The 6,514-nt window shown below is 54.0% G+C and carries 5 protein-coding genes and 1 tRNA gene; all 6 read left to right on the top strand.

Annotated elements, in window-relative coordinates:
• Positions 1-185 precede the first annotated feature (185 nt).
• On the top strand, positions 186-689 hold the full coding sequence (gene argR, locus RDL66_RS08790) for an arginine repressor (protein WP_299295266.1): 504 nt from the start codon (positions 186-188) through the stop codon (positions 687-689).
• 109 nt (positions 690-798) lie between these two features.
• A complete protein-coding gene (locus tag RDL66_RS08785; protein ID WP_299295269.1) occupies positions 799-1,938 on the top strand; it encodes a M20 family metallopeptidase in 1,140 nt (379 codons plus the stop codon).
• Positions 1,939-1,973: 35 nt separating this feature from the next.
• Positions 1,974-2,049, top strand: a tRNA-Arg gene (locus RDL66_RS08780).
• Positions 2,050-2,500: 451 nt separating this feature from the next.
• Complete coding sequence (locus RDL66_RS08775; RefSeq protein ID WP_308536595.1) at positions 2,501-4,024, top strand: basic amino acid/polyamine antiporter; 1,524 nt, start codon at positions 2,501-2,503, stop codon at positions 4,022-4,024.
• Between the two features lie 237 nt (positions 4,025-4,261).
• Complete coding sequence (locus tag RDL66_RS08770; RefSeq protein ID WP_299295275.1) at positions 4,262-5,515, top strand: arginine deiminase; 1,254 nt, start codon at positions 4,262-4,264, stop codon at positions 5,513-5,515.
• Positions 5,516-5,706: 191 nt separating this feature from the next.
• Positions 5,707-6,514: ornithine carbamoyltransferase (gene argF / locus RDL66_RS08765; protein WP_308536593.1), on the top strand; the 808-nt coding region annotated here is incomplete at its 3' end.

Below are 6,514 nucleotides of genomic sequence, written 5' to 3'. Positions count from 1 at the left end.
GTACTGCACACGCCGGTGTGTGGGAGAGTAGGAAACCGCCGCACTAACACTTCAAAAACGTTTCGCCCCCACCCCGTGGGGGCGAAACCCGTTTAAACCACACAACAACTAGAGAACCCAACCAACTCGGTGTAGGTTAGTGGTTACAGTAGCGAGTTCAAGTTTTATTGGGGGTTGATTTGCCTATGACCGACGACACTTTGCCCCGAGTCGTCCCCTCGAAAGCGACCCGTCACGCCGTGATTACCCGGCTGCTGCAAGAAAACGTGATTCGCTCCCAACGAGCTTTGCAGAATCACCTCAACGTCCTGGGCTTCAACGTGACGCAAGCCACTCTCTCGCGAGATTTGGAAGAACTTTCAGCCACAAAGATTCGTGACCGTGACGGAAACCTGCATTATTCCCTGGTTCCCACCGAGGGCGCGACGGAGGGTGCGAAACCGCTAAACGGCAGTTTGGACTATTGGGTGAAACAGTTTTTGCTGAAATCAACCTGTGTTTGCAATCAAGTCATTTTGCGCACCCACCCGGCGGCGGCCTCCCCTCTGGCATCCATCATCGACAAAGAAAACCTTGATGGAGTCCTGGGAACGATAGCAGGGGACAACACCCTGCTGATTATTTGTCGTGACGAAGAATCAGCCCAAGCGCTTCACGAACTCCTGCTCTCTATCTCAGGATTGGAATAACCCTGCCAGAACCGTAACATCGCAGCTTATCCTGACTAAACTAGCAGTGAGGCTCGCCAATTAATACTGCGGCTGAGCGTAGTTAGCGGACAAGAGGAACCTTAGAACGATGCAGAAAAGCAACTTGAAACTGGTGACGGAACTGCGCCATGAGCTGCATGCTCACCCCGAAATCTCCGGGCAGGAAGTTGAAACTAAGCGCAGGTTGATGGGCTTTTTAGCCGAACATACCTCCTTTGTCATTCATGACGAAGGCAGTTGGTTTTGGGTGAAAGTTCCGGGAACGGATCCCGCTCAGCCCTCCATCGGTTTCCGCGCAGATTACGATGCGCTGCCCATTCCAGAAGATTTGGATCTGCCTTACGCCTCGCAGAATCCTGGGGTGTCGCACAAGTGCGGTCATGACGGGCACAGTTCGGCTCTGGCGGGACTGGCTTTGGAGTTGGAAGGGCGCGATGTGCCTTCCGATGTTTATCTCATCTTTCAACCGGCCGAAGAAATCGGAGCCGGAGGTTTCCCCAGTTCGCGCCTCATTGAGCGGGAAGCAATCGACCAGATTTACGCTTTCCACAACTGGAGCGGGATACCTCGCGGCTGCGTGGCTCTGAAACGGGGCGTGTCGCAGTGTGCCTCGCAAGGGCTGAGCTTGGAATTTAAAGGTATCACCACGCACGCCAGCAACCCGGAAGCGGGGGTGAACCCCAGCGAAACGATTGCCCAGCTGGTTCTCTACGTTATGGATTTGGCGGGCGTGGCGAGACTCGGCAATCGGCATTCAAGTTTCAAGGGTTTCGTGTTGGCCACGGTAGTGGGCATCGAAGTCGGACGCAAAGACTTTGGTATTTCGGCGTCCCATGGGGAGCTGAACCTGACCTTGCGTGCCGAAAACGAATCCGACCTGGCCAAGCTAAAGAGCCTAATCTGTGACGAGGCGTCCCGCCTGGCGAAACAGACCTCCCTGCTGCTGTCCATAACTGACTGCGACGTTTTTCCTGAGACTTGCAACGATGACGCGGCAATAGACCTGGTTGCCGCCGCCGCACAGCGTGCGGGGTTGCCGGTGGTGTACCTGGAAAAGCCCTACCGGGCCTCGGAAGACTTCGGGCACTACTTGAAGCTCGCCAGCGGAGCGATGGTTTATATCGGCAATGGGCAAGATTGGCCGCCCCTGCATACCTCCGCCTATGACTTCCTGGACAGTAACCTGGAAGTGGCCGTGAACCTGTGGTTGGCTATTTTAGGATTTTGATATCGAGAAAGGCTTGTATTAAACTGGTTCGCGAAGCGCTCGTAGCTCAATGGATAGAGCATCTGACTACGGATCAGAAGGTTGGGGGTTCGAGTCCCTTCGGGCGCGCCAGTTACTGATTTCCACCGCTTTGGTGCGGTGTTGTTTTCCTTTTTCCTGATTTTTCAGTCTGTTCGTGCCAGCAACGACTGCGCAACCCGTGGTAGAACTTGCCAGGCGCAGACTCAAGCACCCCTCAAAGCCTGACGAGACAAACAAAAACGCACCCACCTTGTGCAGCCAGAGCTCGGCGCTTGTGCAGCTTCCAGAACGCGCGACCACCCCAAAACCGCCTACTGTAACATGAAAATATATGCATTCTCTAAATACGGAGTACAGGGGGGACAAAGAAGGGTATACGCATAATTATTCAAATTCAGAAATCCCTCGATTTACGTGTGAACTGGTAATACAATGAATCAGTGCGAAAAACAACAGATGTTTTTTGGTCAGCGGCAATGGGGCGCATACCCCTGGAACGCTGTTTTAAACGCACACTTCACTCCATATAGAAGGGTAAAGAATGAGCAACGACAATGCTGTTGCGGAAACAGAGGAAGTAAAGCTTCCCCTATTCCCGTTGATTGCTTTTGGTGTAGGTTCCATGGTTGGTGCTGGTATCTTCGGGATACCGAGCCAGATGGCCGGCAAAGCGGCACCGGGGCCGCTGTTGATAGGTTGGTTGATTACCGGCATCGGTATGCTGATGCTGGCGTTCGTGTTCCAATCTTTGGCTACAACTCGTCCAGACATCACCGGTGGTGTTTATGGCTACGCGCGGGAAGGCTTGGGCAACTTCGGTGGCTTTATGTCCGCCTGGTCATACTGGTTATCGGCTTGGGCCGGCAACCTCTCTTACATTGCCTTTTTCACGTCAGCTCTAGGTGGATTCGCGGTATTCTCTGGCTTGATGCAAGGGGACACCGTTTCTATCGGAGGGCTGATATTCGGTCTGGTCTGCCTGTGGTTGATTCACTTCCTGATTTTGGCCGGTATCCGTACCGCAGCGTTCGTGAACACGATTGTTACCGCGGTTAAGATTATCCCGATTATTGTCTTTATCATCTGTGCTGCGGTAGCTTTCAAGGTCGGTTTCTTTACGGCTGACTTCTGGGGCAACGTGGTGCAGGTTGGCGCCGAGGGCGAAGAAGCCGGGCTCGGTCCGGTGATGGCTCAGGTTTCCCGCATGATGCTGGTTACGGTTTGGGTGTTCATCGGTATCGAAGGTGCTTCGGTGTACTCCACTCGTGCCAAGAAGTCCAGCGATGTGGCCAAGGCTACGGTTATCGCTTTCCTTACCGTGCTGGCACTGCTGGTGTTCGTCAACGTCCTGTCCTACGGTTTGATGGCCCAGCCCGAGTTGGCTGGACTCGCCGATCCGTCCATGGGCGGTGCGATGGCGGCTGCGGTCGGTCCCTGGGGCGCCGGATTCATCAACGTTGCGGTGCTAATCTCCGTGGCTGGCGCTATGCTGACCTGGGTCATGCTGGCCTCTGAGATTCTGTTCGTGCCGGCAGCTGACCACAACATCATGGCGGCCTTTGGCAAGACAAACAAGAAAGGTTCCCCGACAGTTTCGCTGTGGGTGACCAACATTGTGTCTTCCATCGTTTACGTCATCATGATTTTGGGTTTCTCCTCGAGCTACACCGACTTGATTACCATCGCGGCTTCGCTGATTATTCCGTGCTACGTCATTTCCGCCGTCTACCAGGTCATTCAGACCTCGCATGGACGCAACGAAGCGGAAGGTGTGAAAGCATCGAAAGGCTACCGGATGTGCGTTGGTATCATCGCTACCGTCTACACAGCCTGGTTGCTGTGGGCTGGCGGCATTGGGCTGCTGTTCCTCAACGGTTTGCTGTGGTTGATTGGTTCCCCACTCTATTACTTGGGGCGTAAGGAACAGTATCCTGACCAGCCGGCATTCCAAGGCAAGGACAAGATTTTCCTGGGCGTGGCTATAGCCTTCACAGTACTGCTGATTATCTGGGTCATCGTATTCAAGGGTGACTTCATCAGCGCTATGTTCTGGAACGGTCTGTAAAGACAGACAATTCATACTTGGGTTTCCTTTGGTGATGGCTTGGTAAGGCCACCCGGCTGAGCCCAGCCATCACCAAAGGGAATCGCTGAGGAGATAATTTCATATTCACACAACTTGAGGGTCAAAGAGTGCCCCCTAAGCTCGGTTCGTACACTTGTACTGATGACTAAAAGTCCTCTCGCTATCCGGCGAACTGTGTACGTACCAAAACAACGATTACGTTAGGAAGGAATCAATATGAATAACAAAGTTGGCGTTTACTCTGAGGCAGGGGTTCTGCGTACCGTGATGGTTTGCAGGCCTGATTTGGCTCATAAGCGGCTAACTCCTGAAAACTGCTCGGACCTGCTATTCGATGATGTCTTGTGGGTTGAAGAAGCACAGAAGCACCACGATGACTTTGTGGCTCAGATGAAGGCTCGCGACATCGAAGTGCTCGATATGCAGGTTATGCTGGGTGAAGTTTTGGATAACAAAGAAGCCCGCAAGTTCGTACTCGACCGCCGTGTCGCCGATGACATGGTCAACCCCATTGTTGCCAAGGATTTCCGTGACTTCTTTACGGAAATGGACTCCAAGGAACTGGCACGTTACCTTATCGGCGGTATCAACCTCGACGAGATTCCCGATGAAGTCGGCGGCGTGTACAAGAAGGCTGTGACCCCTGACGGTTACAACCTGGACGACTGGATCTTCAATCCGCTGCCCAATACCCAGTTCACTCGTGACAACTCCGCTTGGGTGTTCAATGGTGTGTCCCTGAACCCGATGTACTGGCAGGCCCGCCGTCAGGAGACCCTCCTGACCCACGCTATTTACCAGTACCACCCGCGTTTCGCTAACGAGGACTTCAACATCTGGTTCGGCGCTGATCCCGACAAGAAGTGGCACCCCAACACCTTCATCGAAGGTGGCGACGTGATGCCTCTGAAGGACGGCGTGCTGCTGGTCGGCATGGGCGAGCGTACCTCGTTGAACGCCACTACGGAGCTGGCCAAGGAATTGTTCGCCAAGAAGGCTGCTGAGCGCGTCATCGTGGCGCGTATTCCGCGGACTCGTGCAGCAATGCACCTGGACACCATCTTTACGTTCTGCTCCGAGGACGTCGTAAACGCTTACATGCCTTACATCGACAACACCTGGACCTTCTCGCTGCGTCCTGATGAGTCCAAGTCCAGCGGCATTGATATTCGCCGCGATGGCACGAAGCTGGTCGATACCTTGAACGAGGCGCTGGGTGTGAAGTTCCATGTCTCCCCCACCGGCGGCGACTACTTCAACGTCGAGCGCGAACAGTGGAACGACGCGAACAACACCCTGGCTATTGCGCCGGGTGTCGTGATGGGCTACCGCTCCAACATCGAGACCAACAAGAACCTGCGCAATGCCGGTATCGAGGTACTCGAGATTGACGGCGCCGAACTCGGCCGTGGCCGTGGTGGCTCGCGCTGCATGAGCTGCCCGATTGCTCGCGACCCGCTCTACAAGTAGAGCCACTCGTAAGCGGTTATAAGTTTCCCCTCCGGGCTGCCTCGGAGGTTATCAACGGGGCAGCCCACGGGGGTATGTTTTTTCTGGCCGGCAGCCGTGACCTTTTCAGTGCGGCACCGGCCAGAAATTCGGAGAGATATTCTCCGCACATTACCAATCATCAAGAAAACACCAATTTGAAAGGAAAACCCATGACTGATTTTCACGGTCGTCACTTTTTGAAAGAACTCGACTTTACTCCCGCTGAGTGGTTGGAGCTGCTCGAGTTGGCTGCTGAACTGAAAGCCGCGAAGAAAGAAGGTCGCGAAGTTCAGTACCTGAAGAACAAGAATATTGCTCTGATTTTCGAAAAGACCTCGACCCGTACACGCTGCTCTTTTGAGGTTGCCGCCTATGATCAGGGCGCTCACGTAACCTATCTGGATCCGTCAGGCTCTCAGATGGGTCATAAGGAATCTATTGAGGACACCGCTCGGGTGTTGGGCCGCTTCTATGACGGTATCGAATACCGCGGCGACTCCCAGCACAAGGTGGATGTCTTGGCCGAGATGTCGGGCGTGCCGGTGTGGAATGGCTTGACCGACGAATGGCACCCCACCCAGATGTTGTGTGACATGTTGACCATGCACGAGCAGAGTGGCAAACCGTACAATGAGATTTCTTTTGCTTACGTTGGCGACTCTCGTTTCAATATGGCTAACTCCCTGTTGATTTCCGGCGCGATGCTGGGAATGGACGTGCGAATTGTGGCTCCCAAGGAACTGTGGAACAGCCCAGAAATTATTGCCAAGGGCGAGGAAATCGCTAAGGAAACTGGTGCGAAGGTTACTCACACCGAGAGCGTCGATGAGGGCGTGAAGGGTGTGGACTTTGTTTACACGGATATTTGGGTTTCCATGGGCGAGCCGAAGGAAGTTTGGGATGAGCGTATCAAGTTGCTGAAGCCTTACCAGGTGAATTCTGATTTGATGTCTCGGACCGGCAACCCCAACACGAAGT

The sequence above is a fragment of the uncultured Mobiluncus sp. genome, from assembly GCF_902488535.1.
GTDB lineage: Bacteria > Actinomycetota > Actinomycetes > Actinomycetales > Actinomycetaceae > Mobiluncus.
This window is presented reverse-complemented; position numbering and strand designations above follow the sequence as displayed.

What these genes read in the sequence shown, in the direction of transcription:
- RDL66_RS08775 (WP_308536595.1), top strand. Translation starts at nt 2,501, where the DNA reads ATGAGCAACGACAATGCTGTTGCGGAAACAGAGGAAGTAAAGCTTCCC.
- RDL66_RS08785 (WP_299295269.1), top strand. Translation starts at nt 799, where the DNA reads ATGCAGAAAAGCAACTTGAAACTGGTGACGGAACTGCGCCATGAGCTG.
- RDL66_RS08770 (WP_299295275.1), top strand. Translation starts at nt 4,262, where the DNA reads ATGAATAACAAAGTTGGCGTTTACTCTGAGGCAGGGGTTCTGCGTACC.
- argR (WP_299295266.1), top strand. Translation starts at nt 186, where the DNA reads ATGACCGACGACACTTTGCCCCGAGTCGTCCCCTCGAAAGCGACCCGT.